Here is a 22,863-nt window from a genome sequence, read left to right as displayed (position 1 = left end):
CGGCCGGGTTTCGGGCCGGGCACGCACCGGGGGGGTGCAGGGGGCGGAGCCCCCGCCGGGGGCCGGGGCGGAGCCCCGGGGAGCCACTTCTCGAGTTACCGAGTCGGGTGGGTGGGTGGGCCCGCCGGTGCGAACAGCTCGTCCTGCGCGCGTTCACGCGCCGTCAGCAACGCCCCCCGCAACACGGCCCCGCCCCCCAGCGCGCTCGCCCGTACCTCCGTCCGCAGCGGCGACATCCGCTCGACCCGCTCGGCCACGCGCGCGGCGAGCACGTCCCCGCCGGCCTGCCCGATCTCCCCGCCCAGAACCACGCACCCGGGATCCAGGACGGCCGCGACGGAGGCGACGCCGAGGGCGACCCGGTCGGCGAGGGCGTCCAGGAAGTCCGCGGCCCGGGCACCGCCCCCCGAGGCGGCCCCTTCCGCGGACGCCTCCCCCAGGGACGCGGCCGCGCGGCGCACCAGCTCCGCGGCCGCCGGCTCCGGCCCCCCGTGCTCGCCCGACAGCCCGTACGCCCCCGCCAGTTCCGTCACCGCCGCCGCCCCGGCCAGCGAGTGGAAGCCGCCCCCGCAGTCCGTCGCCGACGGCACGCCTCGGGTGCCGGGCACGGGCAGGAAGCCGATCTCGCCGGTGCCGCCGGAGGCACCGCGGCGCAGCGTCCCGTCCAGGACCACCGCCGCACCCGTGCCGTGGCCGAGCCACAGCAGGACGAAGGTGTCGCGCCCCCGGGCGGCTCCGTCCCGCTGCTCGGCCAGCGCCGCGAGGTTGGTCTCGTTCTCGACGATGACCCGGGCCCGCGGCAGCCGCTCCTGCAACGCGGCCACCAGCCGGCGGTGCCAGGCGGGCAGACCCGTGGAGTCGCGCAGCTCGCCCGTGTCCGGGTCGATCAGCCCCGGCGCGCCGATGCCGACGGTGTGCAGCTGCTCCGCCCCCGCCTCCTTCGCCACCCGCTCCACCAGCGCGACCGCCTGCTCGACCGCGGGCCCGGTACCGGTGTCGCCGCCGATCGGCACGGACGCCTCGGCCAGCTCCCGCCCGAGCAGGTCGGTCACGGTCACCGAGACGCTCTCGGTGCGTACGTCGAGGGCGGCCAGGTGGGCGCGGTCGGCGACGATCCCGTACAGCCGTGCGTTCGGGCCGCGCCGCTGCTCCCCCGCCTCCCCCACCACGGTGATCAGGCCGGAGGCCGTCAGGCGTTCTACGAGGTCGGCGACCGTCGGCCGGGACAGGCCGGTGAGCTGCTTCAGCTGCCCCGCCGTCAACGGTCCCTCCTGCTGCAACAGACGCAGGGCGAGCCGGTCGTTGATGGCCCGGGCGGTGCTCGGGGATGCAGGCATGCCGGGAATCCTCCCAGATCTGCGGGGCCGCGACGCGGGCGGCGCCGGATATCCCCTATCTATCAGGCAGGGTCCCTGATAGTTTACGGCGACGCGTAGGCGGGACACACAGGAGGGGCCGGAGAATGAGTGCAGTGGTCGACGGACAACGCGCGGTGCGGCGCGCCCGGTACGCCGTGGCGGCCGTGTTCGCCGTGCACGGTGCCGTCACGGGTTCGTTCGCCACCCGGGTGCCGTGGATCCAGGACCACGCCTCGGTCAGCGCCGGCCAGCTCGGCCTCGCCCTGGCCTTCCCCGCGCTCGGAGCCTCCGTGGCGATGCCCCTCGCGGGCGGCATCAGCCACCGCTTCGGCGCCCGTACCGCCCTGCGCGGTCTGCTCGCCCTGTGGACGCTCTCCCTGGTCCTGCCCGCCCTCGCCCCGAACCTCCTCACCCTCTGCCTGGCCCTGTTCGTCTACGGCGCCTCGGCGGGCATGTCGGACGTCGCGATGAACGCCCTCGGTGTGGAGGTCGAGAACCGGCTCGGCCGCTCGATCATGTCGGGCCTGCACGGGATGTGGAGCGCGGGCGCCTTGACCGGCTCGGCGGCCGGCACGCTCGCCGCGCACCTGGGCTCGGACGCGCGCCTGCACCACGTCCTGGCGGCCGGTGTGCTGACCGTGCTGGGCCTGGTCGCCTGCACCTGGGTGCTCGACCTTCAGCCGGCCGAGGACGAGGAGCCGCCGCCCCGGTTCGCACTGCCGCCGAAGTCGGCGCTGCTGATCGGCGCGATCGGGTTCTGCGCGGTGTTCGCGGAGGGCGCGAGCCTGGACTGGTCGGCGGTGTACCTGCGCGACCAGCTGGACACCTCGGCCGGGCTCGCGGCGGCCTGCACCACCGGATTCACCCTCACCATGGCCGTCGCGCGGATCGCGGGCGACAAGCTGGTGGACCGGTTCGGCTCCGTGCGCACGGTGCGGGCGAGCGGTGTCCTGGCCGTGCTCGGCGGCCTGCTCGTCGTCGTGGCGGGTCATCCGGCGGTGGCGATGACCGGCTTCGCGCTGATGGGCCTGGGCATCGCGGTCGTGGTGCCGCTGTGCTTCGCCGCGGCCGGCCGCAGCGGGCCGAACCCCAGCCAGGCCATCGCAGGTGTGGCGACGATCACGTACACCTCCGGCCTGGTGGCGCCGAGCGCGATCGGCGGACTCGCCCAGGCGGCCAGCCTGGTGGTGTCGTTCGGCCTGGTGACGCTGCTGGCGTGCGGCCTGGCCGCGTTCGCCGGGGTGCTGCGGGCGGGCGACCGGGACCGCCCGAAGGTCAGCCGGCCGGCCGCAGCAGTTCCCGACCCGCGGCCCTGAACTCCTCGCTCCACGGCGCGGGGCGCAAGGTGGCCGAATCCAGTCGGACCAGGACGCGGCTTCCGCGGGCGTACGTCACCGCGCCGTCGGCGGAGCAGAAGCGGAAGCCGTACGTCAGGCCGGTCCTGCCCAGCCGTTCCAGCCACAGGTGGACGGCGTACGCGCCCGGCCGGGTCACCGGCGCCTAGTAGCTGATCCGCAGCTCCTTGACCGCGTTGCAGGCGTCCCCGGCGGCGGCCCAGTCGCCCTCGAAGCGGAAGCCGTGCCCGTGCCACAGCTCGGACCAGGCCCGCTCCACCAGCAGGGGATAGCGGGCGTTGTGCAGCAGTCCGAGCGCGTCCAGGTCGTCGAAGTGGACGGCGACGGGGATCAGCCGGCCGTACGACAAGGCGGGGGCGACGGGTGCTTCGGCGGTCACGGCGGGCTCCTGAACGTGCTGGTGAGGAGGGGATACGATCCCTCATCCTAAGCGGACGCTCAGGAGCGTCGGCAGGGAAGGTGCCGGTCACTTGCCCGGACCCCGGACAATGGGTTTCGGACATCTTCCCGTTCAGAGAAAGCGAAACCCCCACCATGGACCTCGGCGTGCGCTGGAAACTGCACGGTGACGGGCGCACGCCCGCGCCCGGAGCGGTCGTCCGGCCCGACGAACGGCTCTCCTGGCCCCGCACGGTCGGACTCGGCGCCCAGCACGTCGTGGCCATGTTCGGCGCCTCCTTCGTGGCCCCCGTGCTCATGGGCCTCGATCCCAACCTCGCGATCATGATGTCGGGCGTCGCGACCGTGATCTTCCTGCTCGCCACCCGCGGCCGGGTGCCCAGCTACCTGGGCTGCTCGCTGTCCTTCGTGGGCGTCGCCGCGGTCATCCGGGCGCAGGGCGGCACCAGCGCGACCGTGACGGGCGCGGTCCTCGTGGTCGGCATCGCCCTGTTCCTGGTCGGTCTCGCCGTGCAGCGCTTCGGGGCGCGGATCATCCACGCGGCGATGCCGCCGATCGTCACCGGCGCGGTCGTGATGCTGATCGGCTTCAACCTCGCCCCGGTGACCGCCTCCACCTACTGGCCGCAGGACCAGTGGACGGCACTGCTGGTGATGCTGTTCACCGGTCTTGCCGTCGTCTGTCTGCGCGGCTTCTGGTCCCGGATCGCGATCTTCCTCGGCCTGGTCTTCGGATACGCCGTCTCCTGGGCCTTCGACCAGGTCTTCGGGAAGATCCACTCCGTGGACGGCAGCGGCAAGCTCACCGACCACTGGCGCCTGGACCTCTCCGGTGTCGGCAAGGCCGACTGGATCGGGCTGCCGACCTTCCACGGCCCGGCCTTCCACTGGTCGGCGATCCTGGTCGCGCTGCCGGTGGTCATCGCGCTGGTCGCGGAGAACGCCGGACACGTCAAGGCGGTCGGCGAGATGACCGGCGACCCCCTGGACGACAAGCTGGGCACCGCCATCTCGGCGGACGGTGTGGCCTCCGTGCTGTCGACGGCCGTGGGCGGCCCGCCCAACACCACGTACTCCGAGAACATCGGCGTGATGGCCGCCACCCGCGTCTACTCCACCGCCGCCTACTGGGCCGCGGCCGGCTTCGCGCTGCTGTTCGGCATCTGCCCGAAGTTCGGCGCCGTCGTGGCCGCGATCCCCGGCGGTGTCCTCGGCGGCATCACCGTCATCCTGTACGGCATGATCGGGCTGCTGGGCGCGCAGATCTGGATCAACGCCAAGGTCGACCTGCGCAACCCGCTGAACCTGGTGCCGGCCGCGGCGGGCATCATCATCGGCGTCGGCAACGTCAGCATGAAGTTCACCGACACCTTCTCGCTCAGCGGTATCGCGCTCGGCACGCTCGTCGTCATCACCGGCTACCACGCGCTGCGCGCCTTCGCGCCCGCGCACCTGAAGAAGCAGGAGCCGCTGCTGGACGAGGGCACGTCGTCGTACGACGAGCCGGGGCGGGCCGGCACCCAGCGCGCCCGGTCCTAGGTACGGGCCTAGGCGCGTACCAGGCGCGCGTTCCCCCGTTCTGGGGAAGCGCCGGGCCCGTCGGCACCTGGCCCGGGCCCGGCCTGGGACGCTGCCCCCATGGGGCAATCGGCACAACTCACCCGTCGCCTGGACACAGTGGACGCGGCCCTCGCGCGGATGCGCGAGCTGGACGCGGCGCTGCCGGAGCGGGACGGGATCGCGGTCTTCAACCGGGTCTATCTCGCCGTCACCGAGGCGGTCGACCGGCGCCTTGTGGCCGGGCGGTTCGCGGACCCGCGGGCCGCGGCCACGCTGGACGTACGGTTCGCCGAGCGGTACCTGGCCGCCGTGGACACGGCGACGGAAGGGCGGCCCGCGCCGGCCTGCTGGCGGCCACTGCTTCAGTTCCGCCGCCATCCCGGAGTGCGCCCGCTTCAGTTCGCGCTCGCGGGCATCAACGCGCACATCGGTCACGACCTGGCGCTGGCCGTCGTGGACGCGTGCGGCACGCTGGCGTGCGAGCCGGCCGATCTGGAGGGCGACTTCGACCGTGTGGGCGACCTGCTCGTCGCCCTGGAGGAGCGGGTTCGGGAAGATCTGATGCCCGGTCCCGACCTCCTCCAGATCGCCGACCCGCTCACCCATCTGCTGGGCGCGTGGAGCCTGGAACGGGCCCGGGACGCCGCCTGGTCGGCCGCGCGGGCGCTGTGGGCGCTGCGTCGGCTGCCCGACGTGGCCGAGGAGTTCGCCCAGCGGCTGGACGCGGCGGTCGGCTTCGCCGGGCGCATGATGCTCACCCCGCTGCCGGACTGAGACCCGACGGGAAGACCGGGACCCGACGAAAAGACCGGGACCCGACGAGAAGACCGGGACCCGACGGGAAGACCCGGACCCGACGGGAAATCCGGCGGCCGAAGACCGGCGAAGGCGAGCACCGGGGAACTCCCGCGTGATCACTGTACGTTGATCGGTGGACACGGACGATCACGAAGGAGCAGACCGCCATGGCGATCCGTCTGGGACTCGGCCTTCCGCAGAACCGGCAGTACCACCTCGGCAAGGACGTGCCCGACGTGGCACGTGCCGCGGAACACATCGGCTACGAGAGCCTCTGGGTGTACGAGCGGGCCCTGTTCCCGGAGCCCGCCACCCAGGGGCTGTACGGCATCGAGGGCATGCCCTGGCCCGAGTCCTACCGCCATGTGGCCGACCCGCTGGTCACGCTCACCCTGGCCGCGGCGGCCACCGAACGGGCCCGGCTGGGCAGCAGCGTGCTCGTCGCGCCGCTGCACGCGCCGTTCCAGCTCGCCAAGGCCCTCGCCTCGCTGGACGCGGCCAGCGGCGGCCGGGTGATCGCGGGCTTCGGCACCGGCTGGTCCCTCGACGAGTACGCGGCCACGGGCATCCGGCCGATCAAGGAGCGCGGCCGGGTGCTGGACGAGGTGATCGACGTCTGCCGGGCGGTGTGGGGGCCCGACCCGGTGCGCCACCACGGCCGGATCACGGAGATCGACTCGGCCGCGGTCGGCCCCAAGCCCGCCCGGCCGATCCCGATCCTGCTGGCCGCGAGCACCCGCAAGGCGCGGGAGCGGCTCGTCGAGCACGCCGACGGCTGGCTGCCGACCGCCATGGGCGTCGAGCAGGTGGCCGGCCAGTGGCACGCGGTGCAGGACCTGGCCGCCGAACGCGGCCGGCAGCAGCCGGTCCAGACGGTGCTCCGGGTGAACGCGCGCTACTCGGCCAAGGCCCACGAGGGCGCGAACCGGCGCCCGTTCCACGGCAGCCCCGACCAGCTCGTCGAGGACCTGGTCCCGTACACGGAGATCGGCCTGGAGGAGTTCCTGGTCGACCTGCAGAGCAGCGTGCGGGACGCCGAGGAGCTCAAGGACGTGGCCGCCGAGGTGTACGAGAAGGCCCGGGCGGCCGGGCTGTGATCCCGGCCGCCCGGGCCCGCCGGGGCAGGCGCTTCCCGCCTCAGTCCTCGGGGAGTTCCACGGGCGCGATCTCGTCGTAGACGTCGCCGGGGCCGGGGTTGGTCGCGTCGGTCGCGCCGCCGAACTGGTGCATGACGCCCCAGACCGCGTTCAGCGCGGTCTGGACGGCGCCCTCCGCCCAGCCGGCGGTCCAGGAGATGTCGTCGCCGGCGAGGAAGATGCCGCGCTTGTCCTCCGGCAGCCGGTCCTGCATGAAGTGGGTGAACAGGCGCCGCTGGTAGCGGTAGTGGCCGGGGAGGTTGGCCTTGAACGCGCCCATGAAGTAGGGCTCGTTCTCCCAGGAGACCGTCACCGGGTTGCCGATGATGTGCTTCCGGATGTCGACGTTCGGGTAGATCTCGCCGAGCGACTTCAGCATGACCTCCATCCGCTCCTGCGCCGACAGCGGCAGCCACTTCAGGCTGTCGTCGCACCAGGTGTACGACAGGCAGATGACGGCGGGCTTGTCCGGGCCGTCGTCGAGGAGGTACGTGCCGCGGGTCATACGGTCGGTCAGCGTCATCGACATGACGTCCCGGCCCGTCGGATTTCCCCTGTCGTCGACGGCCTTGTCCAGCCAGAACGGCCGGTCGACGGGCACGAACAGCTTGCTGGACTCCATGTAGTGGGTGCGCTCGATCGCCGTCCAGTGGTCGATCGGGAACAGCGAGTCGTCGCAGGCGATCTTGGACAGCAGCATCCAGGACTGGGCGGTGAAGATCGCCGCCTGGTAGGTGCGGATGTCGCCGTGCGCGTCGGTGACGGTGATCCGGTTGCCCGCGGTGCGGTGCAGCCGGGTCACGGCGGGGCGGGGCTCACCGTCGACGTGCAGGGACTTCAGCGAGGTGCCGTACGGCCAGTGGACGATCTTCTCCGGCTCGCGCTCCCAGAGCCTGAGCGGCAGCTGCTGCGAGCCGCCGACGATACCGCGGTGGTGGTCGTCGGCCTCGGTGTAGACGACGCGCAGGATCTCCAGGATGGAGTTGGGGAAGTCGGTGTCCCAGCCGCCGGTGCCGAAGCCGACCTGGCCGAAGATCTCCCGGTGCCGGAAGGACTTGAAGGCCTCGGAGTCGCACAGGAAGCCGTAGAAGGTCTGGTTGTCGAGCTTCTCGACGAGCTGCGACCAGATCTCGCGGATGCGCTTGACGTCCCGCTCGCGCATGGCGCGGTTCATGTCGGAGAAGTCGGCGCCCTCTTCGAGGCACCTGTTCCAGGCGTCGGCCACGTCCCGGTAGACCTGCGGCAGGTCGTCGATGGTCTCGGCGTAGTGCGACTCGCCCTTGAGGTCGACGACGGTCGACGGGGTCGCCTCCGCGAGCGGGTTCGGGAAGGGCCTGGTCTCCAGGCCGACCAGGTCGATGTAGTGCTGGAGGGCCGTGGAGGACGGCGGGAAGCGCATCGCGCCCATCTCGGCGGTCAGGGACTCGTCGCAGCCCTCGAAGCCGACGGTGCGCAGCCGGCCGCCGATCCGGTCGGCCTCGTAGACGACGGGCTTGAGGCCCATCTTCATCAGCTCGTAGGCGGCCACGATGCCGGACAGGCCGCCGCCGATGACCGCGACCTCCGTGCCGTGCTCGGTCGCGGGTATCTGGCCGAGGCCCGCCGGGTGGGCGAGGAAGTCGTCGTACGCGTACGGGAAGTCCGGGCCGAACATGGTGATCGGCGGCTGCTGCTCGTCTGCGTGCTCGACGGCGTTGGGCACCGTGGACGTCATGGGGTACGGACTCCTTGCGCGGGGAAGAGCGGGAGGAACGGGAGGGGGTGGATGCCGGGGGAGGTCAGGTGAGGGCCCCGTAGAGGGCGGGGCGGCGGTCCCGGAGATACGGGTTCGCCTCGCGGGAGACGGCGAGCAGGGCCGGGTCCACGTCGGCGAGAACCAGTTCTTCGGCCTGCCCGGCCCGGGTACGGGCGACTCCGTCGGGGCCGGCGAGGGTGGAAAGCCCGGCGAAGTCGAACTCGCCCTCGCGGCCGACCCGGTTGGCGTAGGCGACGTACATCTGGTTCTCGAAGGCGCGTACGGGCACGAGGGACTCGGCGACGAACTGGAACGGGTGCATCAGCGCCGTCGGGACGAGCAGGAGGTCGGTGCCGGCCAGGGCGTGGCCGCGGGTGTTCTCCGGGAACTCCACGTCGTAGCAGATCAGCAGGCCGATGGTCAGGCCGTTCAGCCGGGCCTGGACGACCGGCCGCTCGCCCGGGGTGAAGTGGTCGCGTTCGAAGCCGCCGAAGAGGTGGGTCTTGCGGTAGTTGGCCAGGCGCGTGCCGTCGGCGGAGATCAGCTGGACGGAGTTGAAGACGGCCTCGCCGTCCCGCTCGGGGTAGCCGTAGGCGATCGCCAGACCGTGCCGGCCGGCCAGCTCCGCGATCGCGTCGGCGGAGTCGCCGTAGGCGGGCTCGGCCAGCCGGCCGATGTCGTCGCCGATCGCGTACCCGGTCAGGAACATCTCCGGCGCGAGGAGCAGCGCGGCGCCCGCGGCGGCGGCGCGGCCGGCGGCCGCGTCGAGAACTTCGAGGTTCTCGGCGACGGCACCGGGGTGGCCGGAGCTCTGGAGCAGGGCGGTGCGCATGCGGGATCCTCACCGGTCAAGGGGGGTGTCGGGGGGTCGGTTAGACGGTACGGTCGGGCGGCTCGGGCGGACAAGCGGGAGCCGTTGCGCGGCGGTGGGGGGATCGTTGCGCGGGGGGCGGGGTGGGCGGCGATTCGTTGCGTGGGGCTCCGCCGGGGGCTGAGGCTTCGCCCACCCGCCCGCCCGACTCGGTTGCCGCAGACGTGGCCTTCCCCGGGCTCCGCCCCCGGCCCCGGCGGGAGCTTCGCCCCCTGCACCCCCCAGGCTTTGCCCACCCGACCGCCCGACTCGGTCACTGCAGAAGGGGGCGTCCCGGGGCTCCGCCCCGGAGACCGGGGACGCAGCAGGAGACCGGCGGGGGCTTCGCCTCCTGCCCCCCTGCGCCCCCGGGGCCCCCAGGGCCCCGGCCCCGGCTCCTCCCCGTCCGCCCGGTGCAGCCGTGGCCCGGAGGCTACGTCGGCGAGCCCGAGGAGAAGCGGCGGAGCAGTGGGGACAGGACCAGGACGGACTTCGTGCGCTCCACGAAGGGCTCGCCCGCGATGCGTTCCAGGACGCGCTCGAAGTGGCGCATGTCGGCGGCGAAGACCTGGGCGATCGCGTCCGCTTCGCCGGTGACGGTGGACGCGGACACGACCTCCTGGTAGCGCTCCAGGCCGCGCTGGATGGTCTCCGGCGAGGTGTTGCGCCGGCAGTAGATCTCGACGTATCCCTCGGTCTCCCAGCCGAGGGCGGCCGGGTCGACACGGACGGTGAAGCCGGTGATGGCCCCGGTGGCGCGCAGCCTGTCCACGCGCCGCTTCACGGCGGGCGCGGACAGGCCGACGAGCTGCCCGATGTCCGCGTAGGAGCGGCGGGCGTCCTCGGCGAGGGCGTGCACGATGCGTTCGTCGAGATCGTTCAGCACGGGGTGTGGGTCACTTCTTCGGGATCGGGCGCTCGGTCACTTCTCCGCCGTCACGAGGCTCGGCTCGGCCGCGAGACGGGAACGGCGGTAGCCGTACAGGAAGTAGAACACGAGCCCGACCGCCATCCAGACTCCGAAGACCACCCAGGTGACGGTGGACAGGCTGCCCATCATCCAGACGCAGAGGGCGAAGCCCACCGCGGGCAGCAGCGGCGACAGCGGCACCCGGAAGGTGCGGTGCATGGTCGGACGGGTGCGGCGCAGCACCACCACGGCCACATTGACCAGCGCGAACGCGAAGAGGGTGCCGATGCTGGTGGCGTCGGCGAGCTGGCCCAGCGGGATGGCCGCCGCCAGGACGCCGCAGAAGAGGGAGACGATCACCGTGTTGGCACGGGGCGCCCCCGACTTCGGGTGGACCCGGGAGAACACCTTGGGCACGAGGCCGTCGCGGGACATCGCGAACAGGATGCGGGTCTGGCCGTACAGCACGGTCAGGACCACGCTGGCGATGGCGATGACGGCGCAGAACGCCAGCAGGGTGCCCCAGAAGCTCTGACCGGTGACGTCGCGCATGATCTGGGCGAGGGCCGCCTCGGAGTCGTTGAACTTCTGCCACGGCTTGGCGCCCACGGCGACGGCGGCGACGAGGACGTACAGGGCGGTGACGATGACCAGGGACAGCATGATCGCCCGGGGGAGGTCGCGCTGGGCGTTCTTCGCCTCCTCGCCGGCGGTCGACGCCGCGTCGAAGCCGATGTAGGAGAAGAAGAGCGTCGCGCCCGCGGCGCTGACGCCGCTCATGCCGAGCGGCATGAAGTGGGAGTAGTTGCCGGAGCGGAAGCCCTGGACGCCGATCGCGCAGAACAGCACCAGCGCGGCGATCTTCACACAGACCATGACCGTGTTGGCCCGTGCGGACTCCTTGGCGCCGCCCATCAGGAACACCATCGCGAGCAGGACGACGATCAGCGCCGGCAGGTTGAACACGCCGCCGTCGCCGGGCGGCGCCGACAGGGCCGCCGGGATGGTGACGCCGAGGGTGCCCTTGAGCAGCTCGTTGAGGTACTCGCCCCAGCCGACGGCCACGGCGGCCACGGACACGCCGTACTCCAGGACCAGGCACCAGCCGCACACCCAGGCGATCAGCTCGCCCATCGTTGCGTATGCGTACGAGTAGGAGGAGCCGGAGACCGGGATGGTGCCCGCCAGCTCGGCGTACGACAGGGCCGAGAAGAGGGCGGTGAGACCGGCGATGACGAAGGACAGCGTGACGGCGGGGCCGGCCTTGGGGACGGCCTCTCCGAGGACCACGAAGATGCCGGTGCCCAGGGTGGCACCGATGCTGATCATGGTGAGCTGCCACAGGCCCAGGGAGCGCCGCAGGGTGCCGCCTTCGCCGTGGCCACCCTCCGCGACCAGGCGTTCCACCGGCTTGCGTCGCATCAGGCGCGCGCCGGCGGACAGGGGGACGGCTGTTCTGCGGTTCTGCGGTGGTGCGCCTTGGTCGAGCACGCGCGGCTCCTTGTCGCTGCGGGTCTTCGAGCGGCCGGGACCGGTGGCCCCGTCCCGCGGGGACCACCGAGCGGGGTCCCGGCCACGCCATGTACAGCGCAGACCCTATGAGGCGGTGCTTCACGGGCGTAATGCAGCAACCTTGCGCATCCCCGCAAGATCGTTGCGTTCGCGGGGGCCGTGCGGGTGTTCGTTGCGCGGGGGCTTTCGTCCGTTGCGCACGAGACGGGCGGGACTGTCCGGGAGTGCCGGGCATGCCGACGGCCCCCGCTCTCCCGTCACCGGGACAGCGGGGGCCGTGCGGAAAGGGGCCGGGATCAGGTCCAGCTGGCGTGCAGCGGCTGGCCCTCGGCGTAGCCGGCCGCGCTCTGGATGCCGACGATGGCCTTGTCGGCGAACTCCTCCAGGGAGGCGGCGCCGGCGTAGGTGCAGGAGGAGCGGACGCCCGCGATGATCGAGTCGATCAGGTCCTCGACGCCCGGGCGGGCCGGGTCGAGGAACATGCGGGAGGTGGAGATGCCCTCCTCGAACAGCCCCTTGCGGGCGCGGTCGTACGCCGACTCCTCCGAGGTCCGGTTGCGCACCGCGCGCGCGGAGGCCATGCCGAACGACTCCTTGTAGGCGCGTCCGCTCGCGTCGTGCTGGAGGTCGCCCGGAGACTCGTACGTGCCCGCGAACCAGGAGCCGATCATCACGTTGGACGCGCCGGCCGCGAGGGCCATGGCCACGTCGCGGGGGTGGCGGACACCGCCGTCGGCCCACACGTGCTTGCCGTACTTCCTGGCCTCGGCGGCGCACTCCAGGACCGCGGAGAACTGCGGCCGGCCCACGCCGGTCATCATGCGGGTGGTGCACATGGCGCCGGGGCCCACACCGACCTTGATGATGTCCGCGCCCGCGTCGATGAGGTCCTTGACGCCCTCGGCGGAGACGATGTTGCCGGCGACGATCGGGACCTGCGGGTCGAGGGCGCGCACCAGCTTGATCGCGGTGATCATCGACTCCTGGTGGCCGTGCGCGGTGTCGATGACGAGTGTGTCCACGCCCGCGTCGAGCAGCTGCTTGGCCTTGCCGGCCACATCGCCGTTGATGCCGACGGCCGCGGCGATGCGCAGCTTGCCGTTCTTGTCGACGGCCGGGGTGTACAGCGTGGCGCGCAGCGCGCCCTTGCGGGTGAGGATGCCGGCCAGCCTGCCGTCCTTGTCGACGGCCGGAGCGTAGCGCCGGTTGTGCGCGTCGAGGGTGTTGAACGCCTCGCGCGGGTCGATGTCGGCGTCCAGCAGGAGCAGGTCCTTGGACATGACCACCTCGAGCTGGGTGAAGCGGTCGACGCCGGTCAGGTCGGCGTCGGTGACGACGCCGACGGGCCGCTGCTCCTCGTCGACGACCACGCCGGCGTTGTGCGACCGCTTGGGCAGCAGGGCGAGGGCGTCGGCGACGGTCTGGTGCGGGGCCAGCACGATCGGGGTGTCCAGCACCAGGTGGCGGCTCTTGACCCAGGAGACGACCTCGGCGACCACGTCGATCGGGATGTCCTGCGGGATGACCACCAGGCCGCCGCGCCTGGCCATCGTCTCGGCCATGCGGCGGCCGGCGATGGCGGTCATGTTGGCGACGACGAGCGGGATGGTGGTGCCCGTGCCGTCCGGCGAGCTGAGGTCCACGCCCTGACGCGAGCCGACCGCGGAGCGGCTCGGCACCATGAACACGTCGTCGTACGTCAGGTCGTACGCGGGCTGGATGTCATTGAGGAAACGCACGTGCTGCACATCCCAGTCGATCAGAGGTGACCCCCGGGCGGATCTGCCAGGGGGAAAGAGCACGTACTTCATTGTCCCATGACGGGAGCGTCGTCAGGGCCTGTCATAACGCCCAGGCTGCCGCGGAGGTGCTAGGAGGATCCTCCAAGGGAGGACGTTCTTCCAGGGGCCGGCGATCCTTCCAGGCTCAGTGCGACGGTGAGCGTGGGAGTGCGATCGGCCGCCTCGGCGAACACCTCCCGTACCGTGCGCCACTCGTCCGGGTTCGCCTCGGCGTACGCCCGCCAGCCCCGTACCACCAGCAGCAGCCCCCGTTCGTCGGCCGTCCGGGGCCAGACGGTGCGGTCGGAGAGGGAGTCGGCGAGGGCGTCCCAGTTGCGGCCGAACCAGCCGGGCAGCGCCAGGGCACGGGCGGTGCGGTCCATCAGGGCCGCCTTGCCGGTGACGCCGTCGAGGTCCAGGGTGACCAGGAGCCGGCCCGCCAGGTCTTCGGTCACCTCCGTCTCAGCCCCCGTCCGGGTCCGCCCGGTTCAGGGCGGGCTTCGGGGCGGGGCCGGCCGTCATCAGGCAGTCGGCGGCCGAGGTGTCCGTGACCAGGCTGGTGACCAGGCCGGAGCGCAGCACCGCGTCGATCGCCGGCGCCTTGCGCTGCCCGCCCGCGATCGCGACGACCTCGGGGATACGACGGAGCTGTTCCGCCTTGACCGTGATGCACCGCTCCCCCAGGTCCCGGCCGATCCGGCGGCCCTGGGCGTCGAAGAGGTGCGCGGACATCTCGGCGGCGACGCCGAGCGAGGCGTAGTGCGCCCGCTCCTCGTCGCTGAGCATGTCGTGCACCGTGGAGATGCCCGGCTCCCAGGAGCCGATGGACACGCAGGCGACCGTGACCTTGTCGAAGTACTCGAAGGCCCGGGCGATCCCGGTCTGGTTGCGCAGCGCCGCCGCGGTGGCCGCGTCGGGCAGCAGCATCGGCGCGTAGATGGGGTGGGCGTCTCCGCCGGAGACCTGGGCGGCTCGGCGGACGGCCTCCACCGAGCCGCGCTCGGCGGTCCCGGCGTCGTACACGCCGGTCAGCTGCACCACCGTGCACGGGGGCAGCCGGTCCAGGGCCGCCGCCATGTGAATGGTGGACCGGCCCCAGGCCAGGCCCAGCACATCGCCCTCGTTGACGAGCTCGCCGAGCAGGTCCGCGGCGACCTCGCCGAGGTTCTCCGGGTCGGGGGTCTCCTCGGCGTCCGCCGGGGACTCGACCACGACGGCGTGCCTGAGGCCGTAGCGGGCGCGGAGCGCGTCGGAGCGCTCGGCGTCCAGCTCGGCCGGGACGCGGATCTCGATGCGCACGAGGTCCCGTTCGAGGGCGGTCTCCAGGACCCGGGCCACCTTGAAGCGGCTGACGCCGAACTCCTCGGCGATCTGGATCTTGGACTTGCCCTCGAGGTAGAAACGGCGGGCCATGGCCGCCGCCTGCACCAGCTCAGCGGGTCCCATCCGCACTGCTGACCGGCCCGCCGACATACCCGACACGGCGATCTCCTCACTGCTGTTCACACTCTGGATTCGCCGTTCATCCTTGCAGATCCGGCGCTCTTGATCAGCCCTGATGAGAGCCGTTCACGTACCTGATGCCCAGTGGTTGCACGCCCACGACGTGTTCGGTGGTTCCACTCCATGATGGCCTCGATGGTCGTCCATGATGGCCTCGATGGTCGCACGCGTGTGTGCGATGGCCGTGAGTTCAGTGGTCGCACGCCCACGAGGCCCCGGAGGCGGCCGCCTCCGCCTGCGCCCGCAGTGCGCGCACCGCGTCGGCCGGGTCCTGCGCCCCGTAGACGGCCGATCCGGCGACGAAGACGTCGGCGCCGGCCTCCGCGCAGCGCTCGATCGTGGCGGCCGACACCCCTCCGTCCACCTGGAGCCACAGCTGGAGGCCGTGCTTGCCGATCAGCTCCCTGGTACGGCGGATCTTGGGCAGCATGATGTCGAGGAACGCCTGTCCGCCGAAGCCCGGCTCCACCGTCATGATCAGAAGCATGTCGAGCTCGGGGAGCAGGTCCTCGTAGGGCTCGATGGGCGTGGCGGGCTTCAGCGCCATCGAGGCCCTGGCGCCCTTGGCCCGGATCTCGCGGGCCAGCCGCACCGGGGCGCCGGCCGCCTCGACGTGGAAGGTCACCGAGGAGGCGCCCGCCTCGACGTACTGCGGGGCCCACCGGTCGGCGTCCTCGATCATCAGATGGCAGTCCAGCGGAATGTCCGTCGCCCGCGCCAGCGATTCCACGACCGGGACGCCGAGCGTGAGATTCGGGACGAAGTGGTTGTCCATCACGTCGACGTGGAGCCAGTCGGCGCCTTCGACCGCCTTCGCCTCCTCGGCGAGGCGCGCGAAGTCGGCGGACAGGATGCTGGGGTTGATCTGCACGGCCATGCCCCAAGCCTGCCATGCCGACGCGCTCGGCCGTAACGGCGGTCACGTTCTGCCCCCGGCAGCCTCTCACCCGGTCCTGCGGATCAGGGCCAGGTACATGGCGTCGGTGCCGTGCAGGTGGGGCCACAGTTGGACGTCGGGGCCGTCGCCGAGCGCCGGGACCTCCGGGAGAAGGGGGCGCGCGTCGATCAGCTCGGCCTCGGGGAACTGCTTGAGCACGTCGGCGACGACCGCGCGGGTCTCGGCGAGGTGGGGCGAGCAGGTGGCGTAACCGACGACGCCGCCGACGCGCACGGACTCCAGAGCGGTGCGCAGTAGGCCGCGCTGGAGCGGCGCGAAGCCGTCCAGGTCCTCGGGGCGGCGCCGCCACCGCGCCTCGGGGCGGCGGCGCAGGGCGCCCAGGCCGGTGCACGGCACGTCGACGAGGACCCGGTCGAAGCTGCCGGGACGCCAGGCGGGACGTGTTCCGTCGGCGGCGACGACCTGGTACGGGCCCGGGTTCCCGGCGAGCGCCTTGGCGACCAGTCCGGCCCGGTGGGGCTGCTTCTCGGAGGCGAGCAGCACGGCCCCGCGCTCGGCGGCGAGGGCGGCGAGCAGGGCGGCCTTGCCGCCGGGTCCGGCGCAGCCGTCGAGCCATCGCGCGTCGGGGCCGTCGAGGGGTGCGTTCGCCAGGGCGAGCGCCACGAGCTGGCTGCCCTCGTCCTGAACGCCCGCGCGGCCTTCCCGTACGGCGTCCACGGCGCCCGGTTCGCCGCCCTCGGTGAGCCGCACGGCGTACGGCGACCAGCGGCCCGGCACCGCGGCCTCCTCGCGCAGCAGCTCCTCGGACGTGGCCCGTCCGGGCCGGGCGACCAGGGTGACCTCGGGCCGCTCGTTGTCGGCCTCGAGCAGGTCCTCGATGCCGGCGCGGGGTCCGCCGAGGGAGTCCCACAGGGCGGAGACGACCCAGCGGGGGTGGGAGTGGACGACGGCGAGGTGGTCCTCGGGGTCGTCCTCGTAGGGCGGGGCGACCTTCTCCAGCCACCCGTCGAGGTCGTCCCGGGCGACCTTGCGCAGCACGGCGTTCACGAACTTGGCCCGTCCGTCGCCGAGCACCACCCGGGCCAGCTCGACCGTGGCGGACACGGCGGCGTGGCTCGGGATGCGGGTGCCGAGCAGCTGGTGGACGCCGAGGCTGAGCACGTCGAGGACGGGCGGGTCGACCTCCCTGAGCGGCCGGTCCACGCAGGCGGCGAGGATCGCGTCGTAGGTCCCCTGCCGGCGCAGCGTGCCGTACACCAGCTCGGTGGCGAGCGCGGCGTCACGCCCGTCGAACTTCTCAGGTCCCTCCTTCTCCCGTGCCTTGCGCAGCAAGGGCGGCAGGACGAGGTTGGCGTAGGCGTCCCGCTCGTCCACGGCGCGCAGCGCCTCGAAGGCGAGAATGCGGACGGGGTCCTTCTGCGGCCTGCGGTAGGGCTTGGCGGGCCTGCGGGGCCGACGGGAGGTGTCGCTCACGAAAAAGGTGCTCCGGATGTCTGGGGCGCCGCGCACGGATGCGCTGCGCACGAATGTGCTGGGCGTGGGTGCGCGTGGCCCGGTGTGCTCTCCGACCAGGCTACGTCCCGCAGCCGACCGCTGGTCCGCGGTCGGGGGGTCCGGGGGCCGCGGTCGGGGGGCCCGGGGGCCGCGGTCGGGGGGCCCGGGCCGCGGTCGGGGGGTCCGGGGGCCGCGGTCGCGAGTCCGCGGGGCCGCGGTCGGGAGTCCGCGGGGTCGCGGTCGGGAGTCCGCGGGGTCAGCGGCTGAGGGGTCCACGGGATCGGCGGCCGGGGAGTCGAGGGAATCGGCAGCCGAGGCGTCCGCGAGGTCGGCGGTCGCGAGTCCGCGGGGTCAGCGGCTGAGGGGTCGGCGGTCGGGGAGTCGAGGGAATCGGCAGCCGAGGCGTCCGCGAGGTCGGCGGTCGCGAGTCCGCGGGGTCAGTGGCTGCGGCGTCCACGGGATCGGCGGCCGGAGAGTCGAGGGAATCGGCAGCTGAGGAGTCCGCGGGGCCGGCGGTCAGGCGTCCGCGGGGGCAGTGGCTGCGGGGTCCACGGGATCGGCGGTCGGGAGTCCGCGGGGTCAGTGGCTGCGGCGTCCACGGGATCGGCGGCCGGGGAGTCGAGGGGATCGGCAGCCGAGGAGTCCGCGGGGTCGGCAGCCGCGGAAGCCGCCCGCTCGGCGGCCGAGGAGCCCGCGCAGGCGCGTCCGGCATCCCGACCCAGGCGGCATCCGGCGGCACTGACCGCTCGGCGGCACTGCCCGCTCGGCGGCACTGCCCGCTCGGCGGCCGACAGGGCTGCCTGATCGACGGCCGATGCGCCTGCCCGCTCGCGCGGCGGCCGACGACCTCGTCTCCCAGGCCGCATCCGGCGGAACGGCCCGGCTTATCGGGTGGCAGCCGAGAAGCCGGGCCCCAGCGGACGGGACTGCCCGGCCACGGCCCGCGAGGCGACCGGCGGTCAGTGTCCGAGGGTCTCGCCCTCGGTGATGCGCACGCCGCGGGCCCAGTCGGCCGCTCGCATCGGCTTCTTCCCCTGGGCCTGCACCCACAGCAGCTCGACGGCGTGGGAGCCGGTGCCGACGTGGAGGTCGTTCTTGCCGGCGGCGAGCGCTCCGGGGGCGAGGTCGGTCCGCTGCGGCGCGAGGGCCACCTGGATCAGCTTGAGCCGTTCGCCGCGGAACGTGGTCCAGGCGCCCGGGGCCGGCGTACAGCCGCGCACCACCCGGTCGACGCGCAGGGCGGGGGCGCTCCAGTCGATCCTGGCGTCCTCGACGGTGATCTTCGGTGCGAGGGTGATGCCGTCGGCCGGCTGCGGTACGGCCTTCAGGGTGCCGTCCTCGATGCCGTCCATGGTCGCGACGAGCAGTCCGGAGCCGGCGAACGCCAGCCGGGTGAGCAGGTCGCCGCTGGTGTCGGTGGGCCGGATCCGCTCCGTGACGGTGCCGTAGACCGGGCCGGAGTCCAGGCCCTCCTCGATGAGGAAGGTGGAGGCACCGGTGATCTCGTCGCCCGCCATGAGACTGTGCTGGACGGGCGCCGCACCGCGCCAGGCGGGCAGCAGGGAGAAGTGCAGGTTGACCCAGCCGTGCGCGGGGATGTCCAGGGCGGGCCTGGGCAGCAGGGCGCCGTAGGCGACGACGGGGCAGCAGTCCGGGGCGATCCGTGTCAGCCGCTCCAGGAACTCGGGGTCACGCGGCCGCTCCGGCTTGAGCACCTCGACGCCGGCCTCCTCGGCCCGCTCGGCGACCGGGCTCGCGACCAGCCGGCGCCCGCGTCCGGCCGGTGCGTCGGGGCGTGTGACGACGGCGGCCACCTCGTGCCGCCCGGAGGCGAGCAGAGCGTCCAGAGCGGGAACGGCGACCTCGGGGGTACCGGCGAAGACGAGCTTCATGGGCGGGTGCGGCCTCTCGGTCGGGGGCTGGGCGGGCAGCGCACCAGTCTATGACCATGGACGGACAGCCCAGGCGGACGAGCGGCGCAGCGCACACCCGTGGGGGCGTACGCATATGCCCTTACGCCCCCACACCGTGACCAGCGGAGCGAAAACGCGTTGGTCAAGACAGAGTTGACCACCAGGGGCCGCGCTCGCGCGGCTCGTTTCCTTTCAACGCCGGTTCGAGAGGCTTGTTCATGGCCGACCACGCAACCCACGACGCCCAGGCCCGGGCGAGCCTGCACTTGCTGGTGCGGGACATCGAGCGGGTCCGTCGGCAGGTGGACGCGCTGCGCACGCTCACCGCCCAGTTGGGCAACGTCTACCGTCCGCGCCGCTCCGGTCCCTCCACGGGCTTCGTCGTCTACGGACGCGCCCCCGCACCGACCGTCCGCCTCGCGCAGGAGCTGCGGGACAGTGTCGAGACCCTGGTCACGGCCGCCGTGGACTTCGACCGCTCACTCGGCTTCTCGTGGGACGCCGTGGGTTCGGCGCTCGGCGTCACCAAGCAGGCGGTCCACCGTCGTTACGGCGCCCGCCGTGCCGCCGCGCAGGCGGCCGCGGAGACCGAGCGGGGCACGGAGCCCTCGGGCACCCGCACGGTCAACGTCGGCACCGGTCTCTCCACGATGCCGACGGTGCCCGCGGCCCGCTCCATGCCGACCCAGCCGACGGCGGGCAGCCCGTCGCTGCGCGAGGAGGCGCGTCCCACGGCCTTCCCCGGACCGCGCAACGGCTGAGCGCGGCCGACGCCCGCCCGTCCGACGATCACTCACCGATGCCCTCCCGGGAGTTCCGGGAGGGCATCGCACATCGGCGACGCGCCCCGGCCGCCCGTGACGACCTGTCACCCGCCGCCCGTCACTCCACCGCCGTCCGTCACTTCACCCGCCGCCCGTCACTCCACCGCCGTCTTCACCCGCCGCCCGTCACTCCACCGCCGTCCGCCCCCGACATCCCTCGCCCCACCGATGACCGACGCCCCTGTCGTCCGTCACATCCCCCCGGCATCCGTCGCCTCACCCGATGTCCGGCGGATCGATCCGCACCCACACCGGTTCACCGCTTCCCCGGGCCGTCCGCGCCGCCTGCGCGGCCTTCAGGGCGGCGGCGAGCGCCGCTCCGCTGCCGGGCGGCACGCGGATCAGCGCCCGGTCCCACTGCTCGCCGGGCGGCGGCGCGCCCGACCGCCGGGGCCGTCCGGGCGGGGTGACCGGAAGCGGCACCGGGCCCAGGATCTCCGCCTCGGGCGGCATTTCGACCGCGCCGAGGAAGTCCGCTACCGCCTCCGGGGGACCCGACACGGCCGCCATCCGGGAGACCGGGGGGAACCCCAGTTCGGCCCGCTCGGCGCGCTCCCGGACCGCGTGCCCGACGGGGTCCCAGCGCACCAGGGCCTGCACGGGCCGCAGTGTCGGCTCGGCGACCACGACCACCGTGCCGCCGGCCTCCTGCGGCCGGACGAGCGCCGCGGCCCCGATCCACCGGCGCAGCGCGTCCTCACCCGCCCGCAGGTCGGGGCGTCCCAGCATCGCCCAGCCGTCCAGCAGCAGGGCCGCCGCGTATCCGCCCTCGGCGACCGGTTCGGCGCCCGGGGTGCTGACGACCAGCGCCGGCGCCGCCGGGACCGTGTCCAGCACGTGCTCGCGCCCCGAGGTGCGCACCGGCACCGCGGGGAAGGCCCGCCCGAGCTCCTCGGCGGTCCGGCGAGCGCCGACGACCTGGGCCCGCAGCCGGAACGAGCCGCACTCCGGGCAGTGCCAGGAGGTCTCCTCCCGTCCGCACCATCCACAGCGGAGCAGGCCCGCGTCCTGCCCCTGGAGAGGGCCGGCGCAGTGCCGGCAGCGGGCGGGCGCCCGGCACTGGCCGCAGGCCATCCGCGGGACGTACCCCCGCCGGGGCACCTGCACCAGCACCGGGCCGTGCCGCAGGCCCTCGCGAGCGGCCTGCCAGGCGAGCGTCGGCAGCCGCGCGGCCCGGGCCGCCTCATCCCGCGCGAGGTCCGCGTCGCCCACGGTACGCACGAGCGGGGCCGCCCGCCGCACCTGTTCACGCGCCGCGACCAGGGGCCGCGCCCAGCCGCTCTCGACGAGCTGGGCGGCCTCAACGGTGCAGCTCCAGCCGCCGAGCAGGAAGCCGCACCTGTCCAGCGCGGCGCGCAGCAGCAGCACCTCGCGCGCGTGCGGCTGCGGTGCGTGCTGCTCGCTCAGGCTGTCGTCACCGTCGTCCCAGAGGGCGACCAGCCCCAGGTCGCGCACCGGCGCGAACATGGCGGCGCGGGTCCCGACGACGGCCCGTACGGACCCCCTGCTGACCGCCAGCCACTGCCGGTACCGCTGCTCGGGGCCGGCGTCGGCGGTGAGCAGCGCGTGCCGCCCCTCGCCGAGGAGGGAGGTCAGCGCGGCGTCCACCCGGGCGGCGGCCCGTCCGTCCGGTACGACGACGAGCGCGCCCCGTCCCGAGGCGAGCGTCGCGGCGACGGCCCGGGCCAGCTCCTCGCTCCACCGCGGCCCCGGCAGGGCGTTCCAGACGGCCCTGGGGGTGCCGCCGGAGGCCAGTGCGGCAATGAAGGCGCCTCCGTGCTCGTACCGGGCCCAGGGGCCGGCGTCCGGGACGGGCGGCGGGGGCGGCGGGGGAGGCGACGGCTGCTGCTCCGCCCGAGCACTGCGCGGCGGTACGGCGAGTTGCAGTACGTCGGCGAGGCTGCCGGCGTACCGGTCGGCGACGGCTCTGGCCAGCCCGAGCAGTTCCTCGCTCAGCACGGGCTCGGGCGACACGACCTGGGCGAGCGCGGCCAGTGGCCCGGAGTAGTCGGACTCGGCCCGGCGCTCGATCAGGAACCCGTCGATGAGTCCGCCGCCCTCGCGCCGGCCCTCCCGCACGCGGTGCCGTCCGGCGCCGAACCGCACCCGTACCCGCACGCCCGGCTGGGCGTCGGCGTCCAGCTCGGCGGGCACGGCGTAGTCGAAGTACCGGTCGAGGTGGAGCACTCCCTTGTCGACGAGCACCCGCGCCACGGGCAGCCGCTCGGCGAGCGCCGCTCCCCGCCAGGTGCGCGGCTTGGCGCGGGGCTCCTTCGCCTTGCGCACGCTCTCCCGGATGAGCGCGAGCTGCTCCGGCGGCGCCCCCTCGGCTCCGCCGTCCCCTTCTGTCCGGGACGCCCCGTTCTCGCTGCTCACGCTTGCATTCTTACCAAACGGCACCGACAACGGCGCCGGCCCGAGATCCTCAACGGCCACGGCACGGATCCAGCTTCACCGCGCGCCCCTTCGGGGCACACTCCACGAAGTAACCGTGGCCTTCGCACCGGGCGGCGCCGACGGCCCACTCTAGAAACGACCCGGCCATGCCCGCCAGCCGATTCCGTACCCGGCTGAGCCATGACACGTACGCGTCGAGGCCCGGCTCCCGTGACCGGGAACCGGGCCTCGAAGGAATGCCTCGCAGGCCGAAGCGCTGCTGCTTACAGGCCCGCGGCCTGGCGCAGGGCGTCCACGCGGTCGGTCCGCTCCCACGTGAAGTCGGCCAGTTCGCGGCCGAAGTGGCCGTAGGCGGCGGTCTGGGCGTAGATCGGGCGGAGCAGGTCGAGGTCGCGGATGATCGCGGCCGGGCGCAGGTCGAAGACCTGGTCGATGGCCTT

General features: G+C 73.4%; 18 protein-coding genes and 1 pseudogene. 5 read left to right on the top strand and 14 right to left on the bottom strand.

Features of this window, described 5'->3' with window-relative positions:
- Positions 1–95 precede the first annotated feature (95 nt).
- Entirely contained in the window at positions 96–1,337 is a 1,242-nt protein-coding gene (locus ABZ484_RS33425) for an ROK family transcriptional regulator (RefSeq protein ID WP_358869701.1), read from the bottom strand.
- Positions 1,338–1,462: 125 nt separating this feature from the next.
- Between ABZ484_RS33425 and ABZ484_RS33420 the strand changes: the two genes are divergently transcribed.
- Positions 1,463–2,674, top strand: a complete 1,212-nt coding sequence (locus ABZ484_RS33420) for an MFS transporter (RefSeq protein WP_358869700.1) — start codon at positions 1,463–1,465, stop codon at positions 2,672–2,674.
- Here the strand turns inward: ABZ484_RS33420 and ABZ484_RS33415 are convergent.
- Positions 2,634–3,092, bottom strand: a pseudogene (locus tag ABZ484_RS33415) (thioesterase family protein). The gene ABZ484_RS33420 and the pseudogene ABZ484_RS33415 overlap by 41 nt on opposite strands.
- A 155-nt stretch (positions 3,093–3,247) precedes the next feature.
- On the opposite strand from ABZ484_RS33415, the gene ABZ484_RS33410 reads away from it, so the two are divergent.
- The 3 genes from ABZ484_RS33410 to ABZ484_RS33400 all read left to right on the top strand — a co-directional run bounded on the left by ABZ484_RS33410 (position 3,248) and on the right by ABZ484_RS33400 (position 6,567).
- The gene (locus ABZ484_RS33410; RefSeq protein WP_358869699.1) at positions 3,248–4,651 is read left to right on the top strand and encodes a solute carrier family 23 protein; all 1,404 of its coding nucleotides are present in this window, start codon (positions 3,248–3,250) and stop codon (positions 4,649–4,651) included.
- Between the two features lie 99 nt (positions 4,652–4,750).
- Positions 4,751–5,446 carry a DUF5995 family protein gene (locus tag ABZ484_RS33405; RefSeq protein ID WP_358869698.1) on the top strand — a complete coding sequence of 232 codons (696 nt, stop codon included), beginning with the start codon at positions 4,751–4,753 and terminating at the stop codon, positions 5,444–5,446.
- Between the two features lie 191 nt (positions 5,447–5,637).
- Entirely contained in the window at positions 5,638–6,567 is a 930-nt protein-coding gene (locus ABZ484_RS33400; RefSeq protein WP_358869697.1) for an LLM class F420-dependent oxidoreductase, read from the top strand.
- 40 nt (positions 6,568–6,607) lie between these two features.
- On the opposite strand, the gene ABZ484_RS33395 is transcribed toward ABZ484_RS33400, so the two are convergent.
- The 10 genes from ABZ484_RS33395 to fmt all read right to left on the bottom strand — a co-directional run bounded on the left by ABZ484_RS33395 (position 6,608) and on the right by fmt (position 19,181).
- On the bottom strand, positions 6,608–8,320 hold the full coding sequence (locus ABZ484_RS33395) for an NAD(P)/FAD-dependent oxidoreductase (RefSeq protein WP_358869696.1): 1,713 nt from the start codon (positions 8,318–8,320) through the stop codon (positions 6,608–6,610).
- 64 nt (positions 8,321–8,384) lie between these two features.
- Positions 8,385–9,173 (bottom strand): carbon-nitrogen hydrolase family protein, encoded by a 789-nt coding sequence (locus ABZ484_RS33390; protein ID WP_358869695.1) that lies wholly within the window; start codon positions 9,171–9,173, stop codon positions 8,385–8,387.
- Positions 9,174–9,624: 451 nt separating this feature from the next.
- Positions 9,625–10,077 (bottom strand): Lrp/AsnC family transcriptional regulator, encoded by a 453-nt coding sequence (locus ABZ484_RS33385; RefSeq protein ID WP_358869694.1) that lies wholly within the window; start codon positions 10,075–10,077, stop codon positions 9,625–9,627.
- 36 nt (positions 10,078–10,113) lie between these two features.
- On the bottom strand, positions 10,114–11,592 hold the full coding sequence (locus ABZ484_RS33380; RefSeq protein ID WP_358869693.1) for an amino acid permease: 1,479 nt from the start codon (positions 11,590–11,592) through the stop codon (positions 10,114–10,116).
- A 317-nt stretch (positions 11,593–11,909) separates the two neighbouring features.
- Positions 11,910–13,352: a GuaB1 family IMP dehydrogenase-related protein gene (locus ABZ484_RS33375; RefSeq protein WP_358869692.1), complete on the bottom strand. Its 1,443-nt coding sequence runs from the start codon at positions 13,350–13,352 to the stop codon at positions 11,910–11,912.
- Positions 13,353–13,483: 131 nt separating this feature from the next.
- Positions 13,484–13,849: a barstar family protein gene (locus ABZ484_RS33370; protein ID WP_358869691.1), complete on the bottom strand. Its 366-nt coding sequence runs from the start codon at positions 13,847–13,849 to the stop codon at positions 13,484–13,486.
- A gap of 7 nt (positions 13,850–13,856) precedes the next feature.
- Positions 13,857–14,900 (bottom strand): sugar-binding domain-containing protein, encoded by a 1,044-nt coding sequence (locus tag ABZ484_RS33365; RefSeq protein ID WP_358869690.1) that lies wholly within the window; start codon positions 14,898–14,900, stop codon positions 13,857–13,859.
- Positions 14,901–15,087: 187 nt separating this feature from the next.
- Positions 15,088–15,774, bottom strand: a complete 687-nt coding sequence (gene rpe, locus ABZ484_RS33360; protein ID WP_358869689.1) for a ribulose-phosphate 3-epimerase — start codon at positions 15,772–15,774, stop codon at positions 15,088–15,090.
- 66 nt (positions 15,775–15,840) lie between these two features.
- Positions 15,841–17,268, bottom strand: a complete 1,428-nt coding sequence (locus ABZ484_RS33355; protein WP_358869688.1) for a transcription antitermination factor NusB — start codon at positions 17,266–17,268, stop codon at positions 15,841–15,843.
- Between the two features lie 980 nt (positions 17,269–18,248).
- Positions 18,249–19,181, bottom strand: a complete 933-nt coding sequence (fmt, locus tag ABZ484_RS33350) for a methionyl-tRNA formyltransferase (RefSeq protein ID WP_358869687.1) — start codon at positions 19,179–19,181, stop codon at positions 18,249–18,251.
- A gap of 239 nt (positions 19,182–19,420) precedes the next feature.
- Between fmt and ABZ484_RS33345 the strand changes: the two genes are divergently transcribed.
- The gene (locus tag ABZ484_RS33345) at positions 19,421–19,963 is read left to right on the top strand and encodes a hypothetical protein (protein WP_358869686.1); all 543 of its coding nucleotides are present in this window, start codon (positions 19,421–19,423) and stop codon (positions 19,961–19,963) included.
- A 279-nt stretch (positions 19,964–20,242) separates the two neighbouring features.
- On the opposite strand, the gene ABZ484_RS33340 is transcribed toward ABZ484_RS33345, so the two are convergent.
- Both ABZ484_RS33340 and ABZ484_RS33335 read right to left on the bottom strand, forming a co-directional pair.
- Entirely contained in the window at positions 20,243–22,402 is a 2,160-nt protein-coding gene (locus ABZ484_RS33340) for a primosomal protein N' (RefSeq protein WP_358869685.1), read from the bottom strand.
- A 284-nt stretch (positions 22,403–22,686) separates the two neighbouring features.
- Positions 22,687–22,863 (bottom strand): methionine adenosyltransferase domain-containing protein (locus ABZ484_RS33335; protein WP_358867117.1); only part of this gene is annotated, 177 nt, incomplete at its 5' end.

The sequence above is a fragment of the Streptomyces sp. NPDC006393 genome, assembly GCF_040628575.1.
In the GTDB taxonomy this organism is placed as follows: Bacteria; Actinomycetota; Actinomycetes; order Streptomycetales; family Streptomycetaceae; genus Streptomyces.
This window is presented reverse-complemented; position numbering and strand designations above follow the sequence as displayed.

Excerpts from the sequence above, each read along its gene's own strand:
- ABZ484_RS33425 (WP_358869701.1), bottom strand. The coding sequence starts at position 1,337 with ATGCCTGCATCCCCGAGCACCGCCCGGGCCATCAACGACCGGCTCGCC.
- ABZ484_RS33390 (WP_358869695.1), bottom strand. The coding sequence starts at position 9,173 with ATGCGCACCGCCCTGCTCCAGAGCTCCGGCCACCCCGGTGCCGTCGCC.
- ABZ484_RS33420 (WP_358869700.1), top strand. The coding sequence starts at position 1,463 with ATGAGTGCAGTGGTCGACGGACAACGCGCGGTGCGGCGCGCCCGGTAC.
- fmt (WP_358869687.1), bottom strand. The coding sequence starts at position 19,181 with ATGAAGCTCGTCTTCGCCGGTACCCCCGAGGTCGCCGTTCCCGCTCTG.
- ABZ484_RS33400 (WP_358869697.1), top strand. The coding sequence starts at position 5,638 with ATGGCGATCCGTCTGGGACTCGGCCTTCCGCAGAACCGGCAGTACCAC.
- rpe (WP_358869689.1), bottom strand. The coding sequence starts at position 15,774 with ATGGCCGTGCAGATCAACCCCAGCATCCTGTCCGCCGACTTCGCGCGC.
- ABZ484_RS33410 (WP_358869699.1), top strand. The coding sequence starts at position 3,248 with ATGGACCTCGGCGTGCGCTGGAAACTGCACGGTGACGGGCGCACGCCC.
- ABZ484_RS33395 (WP_358869696.1), bottom strand. The coding sequence starts at position 8,320 with ATGACGTCCACGGTGCCCAACGCCGTCGAGCACGCAGACGAGCAGCAG.
- ABZ484_RS33405 (WP_358869698.1), top strand. The coding sequence starts at position 4,751 with ATGGGGCAATCGGCACAACTCACCCGTCGCCTGGACACAGTGGACGCG.
- ABZ484_RS33345 (WP_358869686.1), top strand. The coding sequence starts at position 19,421 with ATGGCCGACCACGCAACCCACGACGCCCAGGCCCGGGCGAGCCTGCAC.